The 19,683-nt window shown below is 63.1% G+C and carries 15 protein-coding genes; 4 read left to right on the top strand and 11 right to left on the bottom strand.

Going from position 1 to position 19,683, the window contains the following annotated elements; all coding sequences use genetic code 11:
• Positions 1-130: 130 nt before the first annotated feature.
• From hupB to C7I36_RS02960, 8 genes are all read right to left on the bottom strand, one after another.
• Positions 131-403 (bottom strand): nucleoid-associated protein HU-beta, encoded by a 273-nt coding sequence (gene hupB / locus C7I36_RS02995; RefSeq protein ID WP_106452253.1) that lies wholly within the window; start codon positions 401-403, stop codon positions 131-133.
• Positions 404-613: 210 nt separating this feature from the next.
• Positions 614-2,965, bottom strand: coding sequence for an endopeptidase La (gene lon, locus C7I36_RS02990; RefSeq protein ID WP_106452252.1), 2,352 nt, complete (start codon positions 2,963-2,965; stop codon positions 614-616).
• A 137-nt stretch (positions 2,966-3,102) separates the two neighbouring features.
• On the bottom strand, positions 3,103-4,383 hold the full coding sequence (clpX, locus tag C7I36_RS02985) for an ATP-dependent protease ATP-binding subunit ClpX (protein ID WP_106452251.1): 1,281 nt from the start codon (positions 4,381-4,383) through the stop codon (positions 3,103-3,105).
• A gap of 79 nt (positions 4,384-4,462) precedes the next feature.
• Entirely contained in the window at positions 4,463-5,086 is a 624-nt protein-coding gene (gene clpP / locus C7I36_RS02980; protein WP_106452250.1) for an ATP-dependent Clp endopeptidase proteolytic subunit ClpP, read from the bottom strand.
• An 87-nt stretch (positions 5,087-5,173) separates the two neighbouring features.
• Positions 5,174-6,484 (bottom strand): trigger factor, encoded by a 1,311-nt coding sequence (tig, locus tag C7I36_RS02975; RefSeq protein ID WP_106452249.1) that lies wholly within the window; start codon positions 6,482-6,484, stop codon positions 5,174-5,176.
• Positions 6,485-6,771: 287 nt separating this feature from the next.
• A complete protein-coding gene (adhE, locus tag C7I36_RS02970; protein WP_106452248.1) occupies positions 6,772-9,438 on the bottom strand; it encodes a bifunctional acetaldehyde-CoA/alcohol dehydrogenase in 2,667 nt (888 codons plus the stop codon).
• Positions 9,439-9,728: 290 nt separating this feature from the next.
• Positions 9,729-11,426, bottom strand: a complete 1,698-nt coding sequence (locus C7I36_RS02965) for an NAD-dependent malic enzyme (RefSeq protein ID WP_106452247.1) — start codon at positions 11,424-11,426, stop codon at positions 9,729-9,731.
• Positions 11,427-11,540: 114 nt separating this feature from the next.
• Positions 11,541-12,626: a GGDEF domain-containing protein gene (locus tag C7I36_RS02960; protein ID WP_106452246.1), complete on the bottom strand. Its 1,086-nt coding sequence runs from the start codon at positions 12,624-12,626 to the stop codon at positions 11,541-11,543.
• A 269-nt stretch (positions 12,627-12,895) separates the two neighbouring features.
• On the opposite strand from C7I36_RS02960, the gene C7I36_RS02955 reads away from it, so the two are divergent.
• The 4 genes from C7I36_RS02955 to C7I36_RS02940 are packed head-to-tail and all read left to right on the top strand — an operon-like array spanning position 12,896 to position 15,288.
• Positions 12,896-13,246: an ArsC family reductase gene (locus C7I36_RS02955; protein WP_106452245.1), complete on the top strand. Its 351-nt coding sequence runs from the start codon at positions 12,896-12,898 to the stop codon at positions 13,244-13,246.
• 12 nt (positions 13,247-13,258) lie between these two features.
• Positions 13,259-14,392: a succinyl-diaminopimelate desuccinylase gene (dapE, locus tag C7I36_RS02950; RefSeq protein WP_106452244.1), complete on the top strand. Its 1,134-nt coding sequence runs from the start codon at positions 13,259-13,261 to the stop codon at positions 14,390-14,392.
• Positions 14,389-15,063 (top strand): M15 family metallopeptidase, encoded by a 675-nt coding sequence (locus C7I36_RS02945; RefSeq protein ID WP_106452243.1) that lies wholly within the window; start codon positions 14,389-14,391, stop codon positions 15,061-15,063. The genes dapE and C7I36_RS02945 overlap by 4 nt, the downstream gene beginning before the upstream one ends.
• Positions 15,064-15,066: 3 nt before the next feature.
• Positions 15,067-15,288: a hypothetical protein gene (locus C7I36_RS02940; protein ID WP_106452242.1), complete on the top strand. Its 222-nt coding sequence runs from the start codon at positions 15,067-15,069 to the stop codon at positions 15,286-15,288.
• Positions 15,289-15,334: 46 nt separating this feature from the next.
• On the opposite strand, the gene C7I36_RS02935 is transcribed toward C7I36_RS02940, so the two are convergent.
• The 3 genes from C7I36_RS02935 to dapA form a co-directional block, all read right to left on the bottom strand.
• Complete coding sequence (locus C7I36_RS02935) at positions 15,335-17,683, bottom strand: DNA polymerase II (RefSeq protein WP_106452241.1); 2,349 nt, start codon at positions 17,681-17,683, stop codon at positions 15,335-15,337.
• A 102-nt stretch (positions 17,684-17,785) separates the two neighbouring features.
• The gene (gene bamC, locus C7I36_RS02930; RefSeq protein WP_245880017.1) at positions 17,786-18,772 is read right to left on the bottom strand and encodes an outer membrane protein assembly factor BamC; all 987 of its coding nucleotides are present in this window, start codon (positions 18,770-18,772) and stop codon (positions 17,786-17,788) included.
• Positions 18,773-18,776: 4 nt separating this feature from the next.
• On the bottom strand, positions 18,777-19,664 hold the full coding sequence (gene dapA, locus C7I36_RS02925; protein ID WP_106452239.1) for a 4-hydroxy-tetrahydrodipicolinate synthase: 888 nt from the start codon (positions 19,662-19,664) through the stop codon (positions 18,777-18,779).
• Positions 19,665-19,683 lie beyond the last annotated feature (19 nt).

Raw genomic sequence — 19,683 nt, 5'->3', positions numbered from 1 at the left:
AAATCGTCATTACTCCCGGTAGACGGCATCCGCCGCCCTGTCCGAAAAAAAAAGCGCACCTTGGGATGCGCCTTGTTCGGATACTTGACCAGCCGGACCGGACAGGACCGGCATACAGGGTCGCTTAGTCTCAGTTGACGGCGTCTTTCAGCGCCTTGCCGGCCTTGAAGGCAGGCGTCTTGGCGGCGGCGATTTCGATGGTGGCGCCGGTTTGCGGGTTGCGGCCGGTGCGGGCGGCGCGCTCGCGAACTTCAAAGGTACCAAAACCAACCAGCGACACGGATTCGCCCTCTTTCAGGGACTCGGTCACCGCATCCACAAAGGCATCCAGAGCACGACCGGCGGCAGCCTTGGTGATGTCGGCGCCGTCGGCAATCTTGTCAATCAGTTGAGATTTATTCACTGTCATTCCCCTTGTCTTATTTTTGCGTTGGTCAGATGACGCAACCCTGATGTTCGTTGTTGGCGTTATGGCCGGAGTCCCGGACCTGTCGCTCCAGCGACGGACCGCCGGCAGCATCCTCGCCGGCCGGCCCCCCGATAAAATCCACCCAAGGCTACTGCGAGTCATGGCCGCTGACAAGCCTCAAACCATGACTTGGCACGAAAAAGCTCACGCCGATGCGACGGAAAAGCCCTCGGGCGGCTGCTCCAGCGCCAGCTCCAGCACGTCCTCTATCCTGCGTACCGGGTGGATCTCCAGATCCTGCTTCACATTTTCCGGAATTTCTTCCAGATCCCGCTCGTTTTCCTTGGGGATCAGCACCCGCTTGATACCTCCCCGGTGGGCCGCCAGCAGCTTTTCCTTGAGGCCACCGATGGGCAGCACTTCGCCGCGCAGGGTGATCTCGCCGGTCATGGCGACATCGGCCCGCACCGGATTGCCGGTGAGGCTGGACACCAAGGCGGTGCACATGGCGATGCCGGCGCTGGGACCGTCCTTGGGCGTGGCGCCTTCCGGCACGTGTACATGGATATCGCGCTTCTCGTGGAAGTCGGCATTGATGCGCCATTTTTCGGCCCGGGAGCGCACCACCGTCATCGCCGCCTGAATGGATTCCTGCATCACGTCGCCCAGGGAGCCGGTGTAGCTCAGCTTGCCCTTGCCGGGGACATTGGCCACTTCTATGGTCAGCAGATCGCCGCCCACCTCGGTCCAGGCCAGGCCGGTCACCTGCCCCACCTGGTTGTGCTCCTCCGCCTTGCCGTAGTCGAAGCGGTGCACACCCAGGTAGTTCTTCAGGTTGTCGCCACTGATAACGACCTGCTTGATGTCCTTGTTGAGCAGGATTTCCTTCACCGCCTTGCGGCACAGCTTGGAAATTTCCCGCTCCAGGCTGCGCACCCCGGCCTCCCGGGTGTAGTAGCGGATAATGCCGATAATGGCGGAATCCTCTACCACCAGCTCGCCGTCCTTCAGGCCGTTACGGCTGATTTGTTTCTCCAGCAGGTGACGCTTGGCAATGTTGAGCTTTTCGTCTTCGGTATAACCCGACAGCCGGATCACTTCCATCCGATCCAGCAAGGGGCCGGGAATGTGCATGGAGTTGGAGGTGGCCACGAACATCACATCGGACAGATCGTAATCCACTTCCAGGTAGTGGTCGTTGAAGCTGTGGTTCTGCTCCGGATCCAATACCTCGAGCAGCGCCGAGGCCGGGTCGCCGCGCATGTCGGAGGACATCTTGTCAATCTCGTCCAGCAGGAACAGCGGGTTGCGTACGCCCACCTTGGCCATTTTCTGGATCAGCTTGCCGGGCATGGAGCCGATATAGGTGCGGCGGTGGCCGCGGATTTCCGCCTCGTCGCGCACCCCGCCGAGCGCCATGCGCACATACTTGCGCCCGGTGGCCTTGGCAATGGACTGGCCCAGCGAGGTCTTGCCCACCCCGGGCGGTCCCACCAGGCACAGGATGGGGCCTTTCAGCTTGTTGATCCGGCTCTGCACCGCCAGGTATTCGATAATGCGTTCCTTGACCTTTTCCAGGCCATAGTGGTCGGCATCGAGGATTTCCTCGGCCTTGGCCAGGTCCTTCTTTACCTTGGAGCGTTTTTTCCAGGGCACCGACACCATCCAGTCGATGTAGCCGCGCACCACGGTGGCCTCCGCCGACATGGGCGACATCATTTTCAGCTTGGCCAGCTCCGCCTCGGCCTTTTTACGGGCTTCCTCGGTCATGCCGGCGTCTTCGATTTTCTGCTGCAGCGCCTCAAACTCGTCGGGCACATCGTCCAGCTCGCCCAATTCCTTCTGGATGGCCTTCATCTGCTCGTTGAGATAGTACTCGCGCTGGCTCTTTTCCATCTGCTTCTTGACGCGGGCGCGGATACGGCGCTCCACCTGCAGCAGATCCATTTCCGATTCCATCATCGCCATCAGGAACTCGAGGCGCTCGCCCACCTGGGCAATTTCCAGCACCTTCTGCTTGTCTTCCAGCTTGAGCGGCATGTGCGCCGCCATGGTGTCGGCCAGGCGGGCCGCGTCCTCGATGGCGGACAGGGAGGTCAGCACCTCGGGCGGGATCTTCTTGTTGAGCTTGATGTAGCCTTCAAACTGGGTGATGGCGGAGCGCACCAGCACTTCCTGCTCGCGCTCGTCCAGCGGATCGGTGGCCAGATACTGGGCCTCGGCCACGAAATAACCGTCCTGCTCGCGCAGCTGCTCCAGCCGGGCCCGCTGGCCCCCTTCAACCAGCACCTTGACGGTACCGTCGGGCAGCTTGAGCAGCTGCAGCACATTGGCCACGGTACCGACCCGGTAGAGGTCGTCTGCCCCGGGATCATCGGTAGACGCATCTTTCTGGGCGATCAGCAGCACCTTTTTGTCCTGCTCCATGGCCGCTTCCAGGCAGCGGATGGATTTTTCCCGGCCTACGAACAGCGGGATCACCATATGGGGATACACAACCACGTCACGGAGAGGCAGGACGGGGGTTTCGATGCGTTCGGAACGCTCTAGGGTCATAGTGTCCTCTCGGCTTGAATGCAATTTGTTAGCGCTTGGGCAGTATATGGGGGCGGGATCGCAAGATTCAATCGCCACGGCGGGCAAAAACGGCAAAAGGGGCCAAAGGCCCCCTTATTCGGTCAAAAATACCCCATTCAGTCGCCGGAAGCGGCCTGGGCCTCGCCTTTCTGGTAGATGAGGATAGGCGCGGATTCGCCCTTGATCACGGTTTCGTCGATCACCACCTTGGCCACGTCCGTCATGGACGGCAGGTCGTACATGGTGTCGAGCAGCACCGCTTCCACAATGGAGCGCAGGCCCCGGGCGCCGGTCTTGCGTTCCATGGCCTTGCGGGCAATGGCGCGCAGGGCATCGTCACGAAATTCCAGTTCCACCTCTTCCAGGGAAAACAGGGCCCCATACTGCTTGGTGAGGGCGTTCTTGGGCTCGGACAGGATCTGCACCAGGGCATCTTCGTCCAGCTCGGTGAGGGTCGCCACCACCGGCAGACGACCGATGAACTCGGGGATCAGGCCGTATTTGACCAGATCCTCGGGCTCCACCCGGGTAAAGATGTCGCTCAGGCTGGCCTGCCGGCTCTTGGTCTTGACCTCGGCGCCAAAGCCGATGCCGGTGCCCTTGTCCATGCGCTGTTCAATCACCTTGTCCAGGCCGGCAAAGGCGCCGCCGCAGATAAACAGGATCTTGGAGGTGTCCACCTGCAGGAATTCCTGCTGGGGATGCTTGCGCCCGCCCTGGGGCGGTACCGAGGCAACAGTGCCTTCAATCAGCTTCAGCAGGGCCTGCTGCACCCCTTCGCCGGACACATCCCGGGTGATGGAGGGATTGTCGGACTTGCGGGAAATCTTGTCGATTTCATCGATGTAGACGATGCCGCGCTGGGCTTTTTCGACGTCGTAGTCGCACTTTTGCAGCAGCTTCTGGATGATGTTCTCCACGTCCTCGCCCACGTAACCGGCTTCGGTCAGGGTGGTGGCGTCGGCCATGGTGAAGGGGACGTCCAGCAGCCGGGCCAGGGTTTCGGCCAGCAGGGTCTTGCCCGAGCCGGTGGGGCCAATCAGCAGGATGTTGGACTTGCCCAGCTCGACGCCGTCGGTGGAGCCGGCGTTGCGCAGCCGCTTGTAGTGGTTGTACACCGCCACCGCCAGCACTTTCTTGGCATGCTCCTGACCGATGACATAGTCATCCAGGTGGGCGCGGATTTCGTGGGGCGTAGGCAGGGCACTGCCTTCCCGCTTGGGGGAAATGTCCTTGATCTCTTCGCGGATGATGTCTTCGCACAGCTCGACACATTCGTCACAAATATAGACGGAAGGGCCGGCGATCAGCTTGCGTACTTCATGTTGGCTTTTACCGCAAAAAGAACAGTACAGCAGTTTGCCGCCATCCCCTTCGCCCTTGCGTTTATCTGTCATTCAGTCACCTCGTATGCCTGCAGGACGGGAGCGCTGCCGACGCTTGAATAAAAGTGTACAGCAGCCCGTCCCGCTTTGCTCAGTCGCGCTTGAACAGCACCTCGTCGACCAGGCCGTATTCCTTGGCCTGGGCCGCCGACATGAAGTTGTCACGGTCGGTATCGCGCTCGATCACCGCCAGTTCCTGGCCGGTGTGTTCCGCCAGCAGGCGATTGAGCTTTTCTTTAATGTAGAGAATTTCCTTGGCATGGATCTGGATGTCCGATGCCTGGCCCTGGAAGCCGCCCAGGGGCTGGTGGATCATCACCCGGCTGTTGGGCAGCGCAAACCGCTTGCCCGCAGCCCCGCCCGCCAGCAGGAAGGCACCCATGGAGCAGGCCTGGCCCATGCACACCGTGCTGATGTCCGGCTTGATGAACTGCATGGTGTCGTAGATGGACATGCCCGCGGTCACCGAACCGCCCGGGGAGTTGATATACAGATAGATGTCCTTTTCCGGATTCTCGGACTCCAGGAACAGCAACTGGGCACAGATCAGGTTGGCCATGTGGTCTTCGACCTGGCCGGTCAGAAAGATCACCCGCTCTTTCAGCAGGCGCGAATAGATATCGTAGGAACGCTCTCCCTTGGCAGTCTGCTCCACCACCATGGGGATCAGGGCGGCCAGGGGCCCGTCCATCATCGGATTCTGATTGTTCGACATAAGATATTGTCCCTAAAACAAAATGGCCCAAGTGCACTCACACTGGGGCCATTATACGCAAGAGCTTATCGCTTAAGTCAAATCTTCTTAAGCGCCAACGCCCGGCTTGTTCATCACGTCATCGAAGCCGACCTGCTTCTCGGTGACCTGGGCCTGGGCCAGTACGAACTCGATGGCCTGATCTTCGATGGCCAGGTTGCGCACGCTCTCGAGCAGTTGCTGGTTCTCGTTGTAGTAGGCGACCACTTCGGCCGGATCTTCGTAGGCAGACGCCATGGAGGCGATGATTTCCTGCACCTTGGTGTCGTCGGCCTTGATCTCGTTTTGCTTGATCACTTCACCCAGCAGCAGGCCCACACGCACACGGCGCTCGGCCTGTTCCTGGAACAGCTCGGCCGGCAGTTGCGGGGCGTTTTTGGGGTCCATGCCGCCAAAACGCTGCAGCGCCTGCTTGCGCAGGTTGTCGATTTCGCCGTCGATCAGGGACTTGGGTACATCCACCGGGTTCTGGGCCAGCAGACCGTCGATCACCTGCTCCTTGACGGACGCCTTCAGTGCCTGGGCCAGCTCGCGCTCCATGTTTTTGCGCACTTCGGCCTTGAGGCCCTCGACGGAGCCGTCGGCGATGCCGAAGCGCTGCACGAATTCCTCGGTCAGTTCGGGCAGTTGCTGGGCCTCGACCTTGGTCAGGGCGATGGCAAACTGGGCCGGCTTGCCCTTCAGGTTTTCGGCGTGGTATTCCTCGGGGAAGGTCACTTCGATGGTGAAGTCGTCACCGACCTTCTTGCCCAGCAGGCCGTCCTCGAAACCCGGGATCATGCGGCCGGAACCCAGCACCAGCACGAAATCCTCGGCCTTGCCGCCTTCGAATTCCTCGCCGTCCACGGATCCCACGAAGTTCATGGTTACCCGGTCGCCATCGGCGGCCTCGCGCTCAACGGCAACCCAATCGGCGTGCTGCTTGCGCAGGGTGTCAATCATCTTGTCCAGATCGGCCTCGGTCACTTCGGCCTGGGGCTTTTCAACAGACACGGCGTCCAGTCCCTTCACTTCCACTTCGGGGTACACTTCAAAAATGGCGGTAAAGGTGAAGTCCTCGCCGGCCTTGATGGGCGCGGGCTCCATGGTGGGCATGCCGGCCGGGTTCAGCTTTTCGCTGATCACGGCTTCGAAGAAATTGCGCTGCATCAGGTCGCCGGCCACGTCGGCTTCGACGGAGGGACCGAACATTTTCTTGACGATGGCCAGCGGAGCCTTACCAGGACGGAAACCGTCGATACGACGGGTTTTGGCCAGCTGACGCAGGCGGCTGTTGACTTCGCCGGTCACTTTCTCAGCCGGAACGGTAATGGTCAGACGGCGCTCCAGGCCTTGGGTCGTCTCTACAGAAACTTGCATTCTTCTACCTCAATTTTCTTCAGCACCGTGGTGCTGACCCTGTGATTGGTTTTAAAACAGCCCGGGCTGCTTCCTTGAATCCTGGTGAAGACATAAGGTCTTCGCGGCAAATCAGACGCGGCATTATAGCGGGGCAACCCAGCAGCGTCGAGCGCCAGTAAGGCCGGTATTGGCCAATATGGGGACCAAATCGCGCTTTTCAGGCCCGCCGCCGCCCTAGCCCCACCAACGGCAAACCGCCGATCCAGGGACCGGCGGTTTGCCATGATAAGGCCAGGCTCCCGGGGTCAGTTTGCCCTGGCCTTAGGTTTTTTCACCTTGCCCTTGCGCTCTTCCGATGGCCCCCTGTCGTCCTCGCAAAAGGCCCGGCCATAAAAACTGTCTTCCAGCAGTTGCCTGAGTTCCGCAATCAGCGGGTAACGCGGGTTGGCGCCGGTGCACTGATCGTCGAAGGCGGCGATGGCCAGTTCATCGAGTTTGGCCAGGAAGTCGGCCTCGTTGACCCCGGCGTCGCGGATGGAAGCCGGCACCCCCAGCTCGACCTTGAGCCCGTCCAGCCAGGCCACCAGTTGCTCCACCTTGGTGTCGTTGCTGTCGTTCACCGCGGCCAGGCCCAGGTGCACCGCCACCTCGCCGTAGCGGCACTTGGCCTGGGGCCGGTCGTACTGGCTGAAGGCGGTCTGCTTGGTCGGGTTGTCATTGGCGTTGTAGCGAATGACGTTGCTGATCAGCAGGGCGTTGGCCAGGCCGTGGGGCAGGTGGAACTCGGCGCCGAGCTTGTGGGCCATGGAGTGGCAGACCCCGAGGAAGGACTGGGCGAAAGCCACCCCGGCCAGGGTGGCGCCATTGTGCACCTTCTCCCGCGCCAGCGGATCCCGGGCTCCCTTGTGGTAGGCCGCCGGCAGATGGTTCTTCAGCAGGGTCAGGGCCTGCAGCGCCTGGCCGTCGGCGTATTCGTTGGCCAGCACCGACACATAGGCTTCCAGGGCGTGGGTGACCGCATCCAGGCCGCCGAAGGCGGTCAGGGACTTGGGCAGGTTCATCACCAGATCCGCATCGATAATGGCCATGTCCGGGGTCAGCTCGTAGTCCGCCAGCGGGTACTTGATGCCGGTCTGGTCGTCGGTCACCACCGCGAAGGGGGTCACTTCCGAGCCGGTGCCCGAGGTGGTGGGGATGCACACCATGGCCGCCTTGCCTCCCATTTTCGGGAAGCGGTAGATGCGCTTGCGGATATCCATAAAGCGCATGGACAGCTCTTCGAAGTGGGTGTCGGGATGCTCGTACATCACCCACATGATCTTGGCCGCGTCCATGGGGGAACCCCCGCCCAGGGCGACGATGACGTCGGGCTGGAAGCGCAGCATGCGCTCGGCCCCCTGCCGTACCGTGGCCAGGGTCGGATCCGCTTCCACCTCATGAAACACCTCCACCTCCATGCCCTGCTGCTTCAGCAAGCGGCCGACCTTGTCGGCGTAACCGCTGTTGAACAGGAAGGCGTCGGTCACCACCATGGCCCGGCGCTTGCCGCCCAGGTCGGTCAAGGCCTCGGCCAGGCAGCCCCGGCGGAAGTAGATGGACTTGGGAAGCTTGTGCCACAGCATGTTTTCCGCCCTCTTGGCCACGACTTTACGGTTGATCAGGTGCTTGGGTCCCACGTTTTCGGAGATGGAGTTTCCGCCCCAGGAGCCGCAGCCCAGGGTCAGGGACGGCGCCAGCTTGAAGTTGTACAGGTCGCCGATGCCCCCGTGGGAAGCCGGGGTATTGACCAGGATGCGGGCGGTCTTCATCCGATCGCCGAACTGGCGGATGCGCTCGGCGTTGAGATCCTGGTCGGTATAGAGGGTGGAGGTGTGGCCGATGCCACCCAGGATCACCATCTGCTCCGCCATGTCCAGGGCCTGGGCGAAGTCCCGGGCGCGGAACATGCCGAGCGTCGGCGACAGTTTTTCATGGGCGAAAGGCTCATCGTGGCCGATGGCCAGCCCTTCGCCGATCAGGATACGGGTGCCGGCCGGCACCTCCACCCCTGCCATGGCGGCGATGGCCTGGGCCGGCTGGCCGACGATATCGGCGTTGAGGGCACCGTTTTTGAGGATCACCGCCCGTACCTTGTCGGCGTCGGCGGCAGGCAGCACATGGCCGCCGTGGCTCTGGAAGCGGGCCTTGACCTGGTCGTAGACCTGGTCCAGCACGATCACCGCCTGCTCGGAGGCGCAGACCACGCCGTTGTCGAAGGTCTTGGACATGACGATGGACGCCACCGCCCGCTTGATGTCGGCGGACTCGTCGATCACCACGGGGGTATTGCCCGCGCCCACGCCGATGGCCGGCTTGCCGGAGGAATAGGCCGCCTTTACCATGCCGGGCCCGCCGGTGGCCAGGATCAGGTTGATGTCCGGGTGCTGCATCAGGTGGTTGGACAGGGCCACCGAGGGGGTGTCAATCCAGCCGATGATGTCGCGCGGCGCGCCGGCCTCGACCGCCGCCTGCAGTACCAGGCGGGCGGCTTCGCAGGTGGCGCCCTTGGCCCGCGGGTGGGGCGAGAAGATGATGCCGTTGCGGGTCTTGAGCGCGATCAGTGCCTTGAAGATGGCGGTGGAAGTCGGGTTGGTGGTGGGTACTATGCCGCAGATCAGGCCCACCGGCTCGGCGATGGTGATGGTGCCAAAGTCACTGTCCTCCTCCAGCACGCCACAGGTGCGCTCGTCCTTGTACTTGTTATAGATGTACTCGGAGGCGAAGTGGTTTTTGATCACCTTGTCTTCCACCAGGCCCATGCCGGTCTCGGCCACCGCCTGCTGGGCCAGCGGAATACGGGCGTTGTTGGCGGCCAGGGCCGCGGCGCGGAAGATCTTGTCCACCTGCTCCTGGCTGAAGCCGGCATAACGGTGCTGGGCTGCCTTGACGCGGGCCACCAGGGTGTCCAGCTCTTGCAGGGTTGAAACGGCCATAGGGATACTCCTCACTCTAACGTAAAAACCTTGGCGAAACCCTGGCCCGCAGGGCTTGCCCAAGGATTTGATAGCAGTGTAGGAGATACCCTTTAATGGGTATTGATCCGGATCAGAATATCACCCTTAAACGTAATTTAATTACATAAGAGTAAATTCAGAAAGGGCAGGCAATTTATCGGGATTTAATGTAGTAAAATAACGAAAAGTATCTTCAGCGCACGTTGTCAGCCAAAACCAGGTATCAAGGCATGCCGGGGCATGCCTTGTGTTATCAAAGCCCCGGAGCCTTAGAAGGACACCCGGCGGTATTTGCGGTATTCCGCACTCCAGAAGTTGGCATCAATCGCCTGCTCGAGCACCTCGTCCGAGGTCTGCAGCGCCTGCCCCTGCAACTGGGCGGTTTTGGCTACCATTTTGGCAATCTGCCGGCTGACCAACTGGATATCCGACAGCGGCGGCAACAGCGCGCCCTCGCCGTCCTGGGCCAGGGGGGAACAGGCCGCCAGTGCCCGGCTCGACGCCATCAGCATGGCGTCGGTGACCCGACGGGCGCCGGCTGCCAGCACACCCAGGCCGATGCCGGGGAAAATATAGGAGTTGTTGCACTGGGCGATTTCATACAGCTTGCCCTTGTACTCCACCGGCGCAAAGGGGCTGCCGGTGGCCACCAGGGCCTGGCCGTCGGTCCAGTTGATGATGTCTTCGGGCGTCGCCTCCACCCGGGAAGTGGGGTTGGACAGGGGGAAGACGATGGGCCGCGGACAGTGGGCGTGCATGGTTTTGATCACCTCCTCGGTGAACAGGCCCGGCTGGCCGGACACCCCGATCAGGATGTCGGGCCTGGCATTTTGCATCACCTCCAGCAGGGAGATGTTCTCCCCCGCCACCTGCCAGTCCCGGATATTGTCGAGGGACTGGGCCAGGGGGCGCTGGAAGTCCACCAGGTTGGGCATGTTGTCGGTAATAAGGCCGAAGCGATCCACCATGAACACCCGCTCCCGGGCCTTGGTATCGCTCAGGCCCTCGGCCTTCATCTGCGCCACGATTTGCTCGGCGATACCACAGCCGGCGGAGCCCGAGCCGAGGAAGGCCACCCGCTTTTCGGACAGCTTGCTGCCGCTGGCCTGACAGGCGGCAATCAGCGATCCCAGGGTCACGGCGGCGGTCCCCTGGATGTCGTCGTTGAAGCAGCACAGCTCGTCCTTGTAGCGGTTGAGCAGGGGCATGGCGTTCTTCTGGGCGAAATCCTCGAACTGCAGCAGCACATTGGGCCAGCGGCGCTTTACCGCCTTGATGAAGGCGTCCACGAACTGCTCGTACTCCTCGCCGGTCACCCTGGGGTTGCGCCAGCCCATGTACATGGGGTCCTTCAGCAATTGCGGGTTGTTGGTGCCCGCATCCAGCACCACCGGCAGGGTATAGGCCGGCGAAATGCCGCCGCAGGCGGTGTACAGAGACAGCTTGCCGATGGGAATGCCCATGCCGCCGATGCCCTGGTCGCCCAGCCCCAGGATACGTTCGCCGTCGGTCACGACGATGACTTTGACGTTGCGCTTGGTGGCGTTTTGCAGGATATCGTCGATACGGTCCCGGTCCGGGTAGGAGATGAACAGGCCCCGGGCCCGACGGTAGATGTTGGAAAACTCCTCACAGGCCTGGCCCACAGTCGGGGTGTAGATGATGGGCATCATCTCGCTCAGGTGGTTCTGCACCAGGCGGTAGAACAGGGTTTCGTTGGTATCCTGGATATTGCGCAGGTAGATGTGCTTGTCGAGATCGTTCTGGAAGGAGGTGTACTGCTTGTAGGCACGGGACGCCTGCTCCTCGATGGTTTCGATATTGTGGGGCAGCAGGCCGTCCAGGTTGAAGGAAATCCGCTCTTCCTTGTTAAAGGCGCTGCCTTTGTTCAGCAGGGGGGTTTCCAGCAGGGCCGGCCCCGCATAGGGTACGTAGAGGGCACGTTTTTCCTGATGTGCTTTGGGCATAAGACATCTCGCTTTTTATTGTGGTCCCGGAGGGGGGATGATGGTGTTGTGGGGGCTTGGGCCGCAGTATAAGCCAAGGGCTGCCCCCAAACCACCACCGCCGGGACGGTTCGTTCACGCTTGCGCCACCACACAGTTTCGGCCCCGGCTCTTGGCCGCGTAGAGGGCTTCGTCGGCCCGCCTGAGCAGGCCCTGAGTCTCGCTGTCGGGCCTGCCCTCGACCACGCCGGCACTGATGGTGACCATCACCTCCCCCTCGCCGAGGGGATTTTCCACCGGCTGGGATTCCACCGCCAGGCGCAGGGTTTCGGCCTGCCGCTGTCCCTGTTCGAGCGGGGTATCGGGCAGCAACACCATGAATTCCTCGCCGCCGTAGCGGGCCACTATGGCCTCGCTCCCGAAAATGTCCATGATGGTATTGGCCACGCTCACCAGCACCTCGTCCCCCATCAGGTGGCCGTGATCGTCGTTGATGCGTTTGAACCTGTCCATGTCCATCAGGATCAGGGTGTAGGGCCGGTCGGGAGCGCTGTGGTAGCGCACATCTTCCAGCTGGCGCACAAACAACCGGCGGTTCATCAACCGGGTCAGAGGATCCCGGGTCGACTCTCGGTAGAGATCGAGCAGCATGCGCAACTGCCCCACCTGCACCCAGATCATGGTCAGGCTGAAGGCCAGCAGCAGCCAGATACGGTCGAGCAGGGCGCCGTTATCGAGGCTGCGGGAATCGAGCCAATAATCGGTGGCCAGCACCGACAGGGTGACCAGGATGGCCACCCGCAACCCCGACTTCACCGGCAGTGGCAACACGCTCAGCAGCGCCAGCAGAAAATAGGGAAAGGCGATATAGCCGACGGGAATGGGGGTGCCGTCGCGAAAGCTCCACAGGCTGACCAGGTTGAACACCAGCAGGATGCCGAGCAGGCAGTAAAGCGAGGCGAACATCCAGCGCCGGTTGAGCTTGCACAGGTAGCTTAACGGCAATAAAGGGGTGAGCATGACGCCAGTGATCAGACGGATTTTCCAGATCAGCTTGAAATGGGCCGGATCCAGCACCCACCAGTCTACCGCTATCCAGCCGGCAATGCCGATAATCAGCAGGGTAACCAGCCAGCGGAAACGAATGGCCACAAAACCGATGCGGGTGAGTTTAAAATCGCTGGAGTGACAGCGGTCGCTCCAGTACTCCTTGAGTTCCAAACCTTTCCCCTTTTCTCTTTAATCGTTGAACGGCGAACTGAATAAAGTGCCGCGACGAACAACGGACACGCACCGGGGTACGGACCTGTTTGCGGCTGCGACGGGAATTTTAAAAACGCTAACACTACCCAAAGCCCCGAGGATGCGCCAGTGTATTTTGGTATGACGGGGAAATCCTTGACCTGGCGCCATTTTGCGGCCGGGCGGGCCGGTTGCAGGCCCGGGGCTTAAGTGCCAAAATCCCGGCCAGGCTTTTACAGGACACACTCATGACCATTACCCTCTACGGCATCAAGAACTGCGATACCGTCAAAAAAGCCCGCAAATGGCTGGAACAGCAGGGCATCGACTACCGCTTCGTCGACCACAGGACAGACGGCCTGGAACCGGCGGAGCTGGACCTCTGGCTAACGGCACTCGGCTGGGAAGCGCTGGTCAATACACGGGGCACCACTTACCGCGCCCTGCCGGAAGCCGACAAGGCCGCCCTGGGCCCGGACACCGCCGCCGCCCTGCTGCTGGCCCATCCGGCCATGATCAAGCGCCCGCTGCTCAATCTCGACGGCGAGCTCCATCTGGGCTTCAAGCCCGAGCTTTACTCCCGCCTGTTCAACCGATAATCAAGGACTAGAATGACTGACTCCGCCGTGCTGGCCCTGGCCAGGGATCTGATCAACCGCCCCTCGGTCACCCCCGAAGACGAAGGCTGCCAGGAGCTGATGGGCGCACGCCTGCAAGCCCTCGGCTTCCGGCTCGAAACCATGGTGTTCGAGGACACCACCAACCTCTGGGCCCGCAAGGGTAGCGAGGGTCCGGTATTCTGTTTTGCCGGCCACACCGACGTGGTGCCGCCCGGCCCGCTCGACAAGTGGCACACCCCGCCCTTCGAGGCCACCGAGATCGACGGCTACCTGCACGGCCGGGGCGCGGCCGACATGAAGGGCTCGCTCGCCGCCATGGTGGTGGCCACCGAGCGCTTCGTCGCCGAGCACCCGGATCACCAGGGCTCCATTGCCTTCCTGATCACCAGCGACGAGGAAGGCCCCTTCATCAACGGCACCACCCGGGTGGTCGACACCCTGGAAGCGCGCAACGAGAAGATCACCTGGTGCCTGGTGGGCGAGCCCTCCTCCACCAGCGAGGTGGGCGACGTGGTCAAGAACGGCCGCCGTGGCTCGCTCACCGGCTCTCTCACCGTCAAGGGCGTGCAGGGCCACGTGGCCTATCCGCACCTGGCGGACAACCCGGTGCACAAGGCCGCGCCGGCCCTGGCGGAACTGGCCAACACCGTCTGGGACAAGGGCAACGAGTTCTTCCCGCCCACCAGCTTCCAGATCGCCAACATCCAGGCCGGCACCGGCGCCTCCAACGTCATTCCCGGCGAGCTGCAGGTGCAGTTCAACTTCCGTTTCAGCACCGAGCTGGACCAGGCCAAGATCCAGGCCAGGGTGCACAGCGTGCTCGACGCCCACGGCCTGGACTACGACATCAGTTGGCTGCTCAACGGCAAGCCCTTCCTCACCGACCAGGGCGATCTGCTGGCGGCCACGGTGGCGGCGGTGCAGGCGGTGCGCCACCAGGCGCCGGCGCTGCTCACCACCGGCGGCACCTCCGACGGCCGTTTCATCGCCCAGACCGGCGCCCAGGTGATCGAGCTCGGCCCGGTCAACGCCACCATCCACAAGCTCAACGAGTGCGTGAAAATAGCCGATCTGGAGCAACTCACCGACATGTATCAGGGCATACTGGAGCGCCTGCTGGCATGACCCCCGAGGCCCTGCTCGGCCTGACCGACGGCCACCTGGTGCCCCTGGCCGAGCCGGGCCACCGGCTGCAGCCGGAAGCGGCGGCGGCCTTCGCCGCCCTGCAGGCGGCCGCGGCCCGGGCCGGCTTTACCCTGGCTCCGGCTTCGAGCTTTCGCAGTTTCGAGCGACAGCTGGCCATCTGGAACGGCAAGTTCGAGGGCAGCCGCCCGCTGCTGGACGCGGACAGCCGGCCGCTGGACGCCCTCGCCCTGCCCGAGCCGGAACGCATCCTGGCCATCTTGCGCTGGAGTGCCCTGCCCGGCACCAGCCGCCACCATTGGGGCACGGATCTGGACGTCTACGATCCAACCCTGCTGCCGCCGGGGAAAAGGCTGCGGCTGGAGCCCTGGGAGTACCAGGAGGAGGGCTATTTTTACCCCCTCAGCCGGTGGCTGCAGGCCAATATGGGCCGCTTTGGCTTCTATCTGCCCTTTGCCCGGGACGGCGGCGGCGTGGCGATGGAGCCCTGGCACCTGAGCTACCGGCCCCTGGCCGACGCTTGCGCCGCCGCCCTGACCCCGGCCCTGGTGGCCGAGGCTATCCGCACCCGGCCGGTGGCCGGAAAAACGCATATTCTTAAGTTACTGGACGATATTTTCGCCCGCTTTATCCGCCCCACCACCGAGGATTAGACCATGAGCATCTGGCTCTGGATCGCCCTGCCCCTGTTGTTCGTCATCGGCCTGTTCGTCAGCGCCCTCAAGGACAGCAAGCGGGTTGAACAGCAGGTGATGAAAAACCGCGACAAAATGAAACTGCGCAACTGGGATGAGGAAGACGCGCGCAAGAAGGACGACGACTGGGGCGTGCCCCCGGGCAGTTACCACCCGGACGACAAGGATAGCGATAAAAAATAACAAAAACCCGGGGATTATCCGATCCCCGGCAGCCCTTTCCGGCGCGTTAGAACAACCCCAGTTGCTGCCCGCTCAGGGCATCGAAACTCAGGCCCGCGAAGGGCAGAATGGCATCGGCCACCGGTTTCAGCTGGCGGTCGATATAGTGCTGGTAGTCGATGGCCGACTGGCGGTATTCCTCGGGCTCTGGCCCGTTCACCGTCACGACATAACGGATAGCGCCCTTGTGCTGATAACGCAGGGGCAGCCCCCGCCGGGCGTTGTGCTCGTCGGCCAGGCGTGCCGCCCTCACCTGGGGCGGCTGGGATTTTACATACTGGGCCAGGGGCCGGCGCAACCGCTTTTGGTACACCAGATCCGCGTCCCGCTCCCCGGCCAGGATCTGGGCCAGGGTCCGGCGGATAAAGTCGCTGGGATCCCGGTCTGCGAACACCCGCCGGTACAGCTCGGTCTGGAACTGCCGGGCCAGGGGCGTCCAGTCGGAGCGCACCGTTTCCATGCCCTTGAACACCAGCTCACCGGCGCCGTTTTTCAGCTGCAGCCCCGCGTAGCGTTTCTTCGAGCCCTGCTCCCGGCCCCGGATGGTGGGCATCAGGAAGCGGGCGTAATAGCTCTCGAACTGCAGTTCGAGAAAGCTCTCCAGTTGCAGCTCCGCGGCCAGTTTCTCCCGCCAGCGGCCGCTGACCAGGGCCGCCAGCCGCCGTCCCTCGCGGCTGGCCGAAGCCTCGTCGTGATCGCCTTCCAGCAGCACGAACACCGAGTCGGTATCGCCGTAGATCACCTCGTGACCCTCGGCTTCGATCCAGCGCGCGCTCTGCTGCATGATCTCGTGGCCGCGCAGGGTGATGGACGATGCCAGCCGGGTGTCGAAAAAGCGGCAGCCCCCCGAGCCCAGCACCCCGTAGAAGGAGTTCATCAGGATCTTGATGGCCTGGGAGCGGGGTCCGTCCCGCTCCCGCTTGGCCTGGTCCCGCGCCTGCCATAGCCCCTCGATGATGGCCGGCAAAAAATGGTGGCGGCGGGAAAAGCGCCCGCCGCGAAAACCGGGAATGGCGTCCTCTTCCTCAAGGCCAAGCACCAGACCGAGGGGATCGATGCGGAAGGTGCGGATAATGGAGGGATAGAGGCTTTTGAAATCCAGCACCAGCACATGGCGATAGAGGCCGGGCCGGGAGTCCATCACATAGCCGCCGGGGCTGGCCAGGCCGCCGCCCGCCGGCAGGTTGGGGGCCACGAAGCCGGCCCGGTGCAGGTGGGGCAGGTAGACCTGGGTGAAGGCCGCCACCGAGCCGCCGACCCGGTCCAGCTCCAGGCCGGTAAGCTGGCTGCGCAGGCACAGGAAATCGAGCAGCCGGGTGTGCTCGAAGATGTCCCACACCAGGCGGCAGTCCTCCAGGTTGTAGGCGGCGAGTTTCGGCTTGTTGTGGCGAAAATCCCGGCTGATGGCCGCCAGCCGGTTGGCCACGTCCTCGGTCTGCTTGCCCCGGCCCAGCAGCCGTTGGGCCACCGATTCCAGGCTGAAGCTGTCGAACGGGTAGCAGGCGGTCTTGAGCGCCTCTATGCCGTCGATGGCCACCCGCCCGGGCAGGGTGAGGAACACCTGGCCGGTGAGTCGTTGCTCGCGCAGGTGCGCGACCTCGCCGCCCCGCCCCAGGCGCAGCGTCAGGCGGTGGCAGGCCGCCCGCGCCAGCAGGGTGCGGAAGTCGAAACCCACCAGGTTCCAGCCGATGAGGATGTCCGGATCATGGGCATGGATCTCCTGCTCCAGCGCCCGCAGCAGGGCCGGCTCGTCGGCCAGCCAGCGGATGTCGGTGGCGGCGGGCTCGGGCTCGCCTATCATCAGCACCCGGGCAAGCTCCTCGCCGTAGAGGCCGATGGAATAGAGCTCGCCCCGGGCGGAGCATTCGATGTCCAGGGACAGCACCCGAAAGCGCGGGCGCCAGTCGGCCGCCTTGAGCCGGGCACCGACCAACCGGCGGTAGCCGTCCCGCCGTTGCTCCTGGCCGGTGAAGGCCAGGCTGCCGCGGATAAAGCGGCTGATCAGAAAACGCTCATGCAGGCGGATGTCGTCCTCGTAGACCGCCACCCCTTCCCGGCTCAGCCACTGGGCCGCCGTCCGGTGCAGAGCCAGGGTGGGAAAGTAGAGCACCGCCACCGGTTGCTGCTCGAAGCTCTGCAGCCCGGGCTCGGCCCAGCAATAATCGATACCCGCCGCCGCCAGCAGCCGCGTCACCCGCTCCCGCTCCGCCACCGGCACCATAAACAGCGGCCGTTCGCCGGTCAGCAGCAGCTGCACCGGGCCCCGTTCGGTGCAGAGCCAGTAGCAGATTTCGGTGCGTCCCTGAAGGTCCCGGCTGTGGCGGCTGAGGATAAACCCCTGCTCTATCTGGTTCATGGACCCATTATAAGGAAGAACAAGGAGGAATCGCCTGGTGACGGGCGTGATAATAGCAAAGGGCCTGCCGGCCCTTTGCTATCCGGTGGCAACAGGTTCGCCTTAACGGATGAGATCGGTACGCTGGAAGGCCTCGCCCAGGGTGAGGGCGACCTTGCCCAACACCTCGGCCGACACCGGGATCCGGTCCTTGTCGCTCAGGGTGATGCTGCTCTGGTTGCCCAGATCGCCCAGCTGGATGCGGTATTCCTGCTCGGGAATATCCAGTACCGGCAATCCGAGATCACGCCATTTGCCGCTGCCCAGGCCGTCGAACTCCACGTCCACGTAACCCAGGGCCTGCTGACGGTTGGTCAGCTCAAAGCCCAGCTGGGGCAGCAGGGTGACCAGCCGTTTCCAGGTGCGGTCATAGCCCTCGGCGGCCAGCAGGCGACCCTGCTCACCATCCAGCTGCAAGCCGATAGGGCTGCGATCGAGCAGCTCCTGCTGGCGGCTCAGCGCCCGCTGGTAGGACAGGGAGAAGGCATTGAGCATGGACGCCTCGGCCCGCTGGCCGTCCTGGACCAGGCTGCCGGCCCGGTCGAGGGCACTCACCTGCACCGCCACCGCGCGGCGTCCGGCATCCAAAAGCAACTGCCAGCGAAAACGCTGCTCGGCGGCGCCAATAGCCCGGCCGTTGCTGACCCAGCTTCCAGCCTCGCGATTCGCAGCCGCCTCGTGCTGCTCGAAAAAGCGTTGAAGCGCCTCGGTCAGCTCCTGTTCCAGGGGCTGACCCAGCCGCTGCTGGTAAAACCACAGGCCACTGCCCTGCTCCATCAGCTCTGAACCACGCACCAGCGGCAACACCTGGGTAGGCGGACGGATATCCAGCGCCTTGCCGGTCACGCCCTTATCCTGTCCCTGGGGAATGACAAATTCGTTATTGAAAGCCGGCGCTTCCAGCCCGGCCGGGATCAGCAGCGGTGTGGTACGCAGGGTGGCGTCTTCGTAATCGAAGCCGCGGTTGGCCTGGCTGCGGGTTTCCAGATTGCTGCACCCGGCGAGTACACTGACGGCCAGCAGGCCCATTAGCATTTTTTTCGTTTTCAAAGGTTTATCCACGCCCTGTTAACTCCGCTTTGATTAACGCTGCCCTGACCCTTTCCTGCCCGTCGGGAGCAAGGGGAATCAAGGGCAAACGCGGCATAGGTGAGGCAATGAGCCCGAGTTCGGCACAGGCCCATTTCACCGGTATGGGGTTGGTATCACAAAACAAGGCCCTGTGCAGCGCCAGCAGCCGCTGCTGGCCCGCCTGGGCTTCGGCCGTGCGTCCGGCCAGGGCCGCCCTGAACAACTCCGCCATCTCGGCCGCCGCCACATTGGCGGTGACCGAGATCACGCCCTGGCCGCCCAGGCGCACAAAATCGAGCGCCAGGTCGTCGTCGCCGCTGAACAGCAGGAACTCATCGCCACAGCAGGCCCTGAGCTGGCTGACGCGCTCAAGCCGCGCGCTGGCCTCTTTGATACCGATGATGCCGGCAAGTTCCGCCAGCCGGCCCACGGTTTCCGGCAGCAAATCGCAACCGGTGCGCCCGGGCACGTTGTAGAGGATCTGGGGCAGGCCGGTGGCGTCGGCGATGGCGCTGTAATGGGCCACCAGCGCCGCCTGGGAGGGCTTGTTGTAGTAGGGGGTCACCGACAACCCCGCCGTTACGCCCATCTGCTCCATGGCCCGGCTCAGGCGGATGGCCTGGCGGGTATTGTTGGAGCCGCAACCGCCGATCACCGGCAGGCGGCCGTTGGCGTATTCCACCACCGCCCGCACCACCTCCAGGTGTTCGGCGGTGCTCAGGGTCGGCGATTCACCGGTGGTGCCCATGGCGGCGATGGCGCTGGTGCCCGCCGCCACATGGTAGTCCACCAGCCGGCGCAGGCTGGCGAAGTCGACTTCGCCGTCCCGGTCCATCGGGGTGATCAGTGCCACTATGCTGCCGCTGAACATGGGCAAATTCCGTTAAGTA

The sequence above is a fragment of the Zobellella taiwanensis genome (genome assembly GCF_003012795.1).
GTDB classification, from domain to species: Bacteria; Pseudomonadota; Gammaproteobacteria; order Enterobacterales; family Aeromonadaceae; genus Oceanimonas; species Oceanimonas taiwanensis.
This window is presented reverse-complemented; position numbering and strand designations above follow the sequence as displayed.

Excerpts from the sequence above, each read along its gene's own strand:
- C7I36_RS02955 (WP_106452245.1), top strand. The coding sequence starts at position 12,896 with ATGACCATTACCCTCTACGGCATCAAGAACTGCGATACCGTCAAAAAA.
- clpX (WP_106452251.1), bottom strand. The coding sequence starts at position 4,383 with ATGACAGATAAACGCAAGGGCGAAGGGGATGGCGGCAAACTGCTGTAC.
- lon (WP_106452252.1), bottom strand. The coding sequence starts at position 2,965 with ATGACCCTAGAGCGTTCCGAACGCATCGAAACCCCCGTCCTGCCTCTC.
- adhE (WP_106452248.1), bottom strand. The coding sequence starts at position 9,438 with ATGGCCGTTTCAACCCTGCAAGAGCTGGACACCCTGGTGGCCCGCGTC.
- C7I36_RS02945 (WP_106452243.1), top strand. The coding sequence starts at position 14,389 with ATGACCCCCGAGGCCCTGCTCGGCCTGACCGACGGCCACCTGGTGCCC.
- tig (WP_106452249.1), bottom strand. The coding sequence starts at position 6,484 with ATGCAAGTTTCTGTAGAGACGACCCAAGGCCTGGAGCGCCGTCTGACC.
- dapE (WP_106452244.1), top strand. The coding sequence starts at position 13,259 with ATGACTGACTCCGCCGTGCTGGCCCTGGCCAGGGATCTGATCAACCGC.
- clpP (WP_106452250.1), bottom strand. The coding sequence starts at position 5,086 with ATGTCGAACAATCAGAATCCGATGATGGACGGGCCCCTGGCCGCCCTG.
- C7I36_RS02940 (WP_106452242.1), top strand. The coding sequence starts at position 15,067 with ATGAGCATCTGGCTCTGGATCGCCCTGCCCCTGTTGTTCGTCATCGGC.
- C7I36_RS02935 (WP_106452241.1), bottom strand. The coding sequence starts at position 17,683 with ATGAACCAGATAGAGCAGGGGTTTATCCTCAGCCGCCACAGCCGGGAC.
- dapA (WP_106452239.1), bottom strand. The coding sequence starts at position 19,664 with ATGTTCAGCGGCAGCATAGTGGCACTGATCACCCCGATGGACCGGGAC.
- C7I36_RS02965 (WP_106452247.1), bottom strand. The coding sequence starts at position 11,426 with ATGCCCAAAGCACATCAGGAAAAACGTGCCCTCTACGTACCCTATGCG.